1 rRNA gene is annotated in these 412 nt (G+C 38.1%); it reads left to right on the forward strand.

The annotated features are described in order from the left end of the window. Positions 1–77 (forward strand): 16S ribosomal RNA (locus tag H5118_RS20430); the annotation flags it as partial. Between the last annotated feature and the right edge of the window lie 335 nt (positions 78–412).

Here is a 412-nt window from a genome sequence, read left to right on the forward strand (position 1 = left end):
CCACGGAGTGATTCATGACTGGGGTGAAGTCGTAACAAGGTAGCCCTAGGGGAACCTGGGGCTGGATCACCTCCTTATACGATTTAGAACTTATTTGTTCGTAGTGTCCACACAGATGATTGTTAATTAGTGCTTGTCCTTCGGGATAACTAATTAATATGCTCTTTAAAAATTTGGAAAAGCTGATAATAAAATTCTGATAGATACATTGTATTTATCAAGAGTTTTCAAAAGTAAAAAAAGAATGGTAGCAGTACCATTCAGTGCCATTTGATTAACTCTTACGAGTTGATTGATTGGTATCTACTTTAGTATTCAATATTGACTTCTGGCGAAGTTAAACTGTCACAAAACAAAGACCCGTTTGGGTTGTATGGTTAAGTGACTAAGCGTACACGGTGGATGCCTTGGC

The organism is Pseudoalteromonas sp. SR41-1, from assembly GCF_014164015.1.
GTDB classification, from domain to species: domain Bacteria; phylum Pseudomonadota; class Gammaproteobacteria; order Enterobacterales; family Alteromonadaceae; genus Pseudoalteromonas; species Pseudoalteromonas distincta.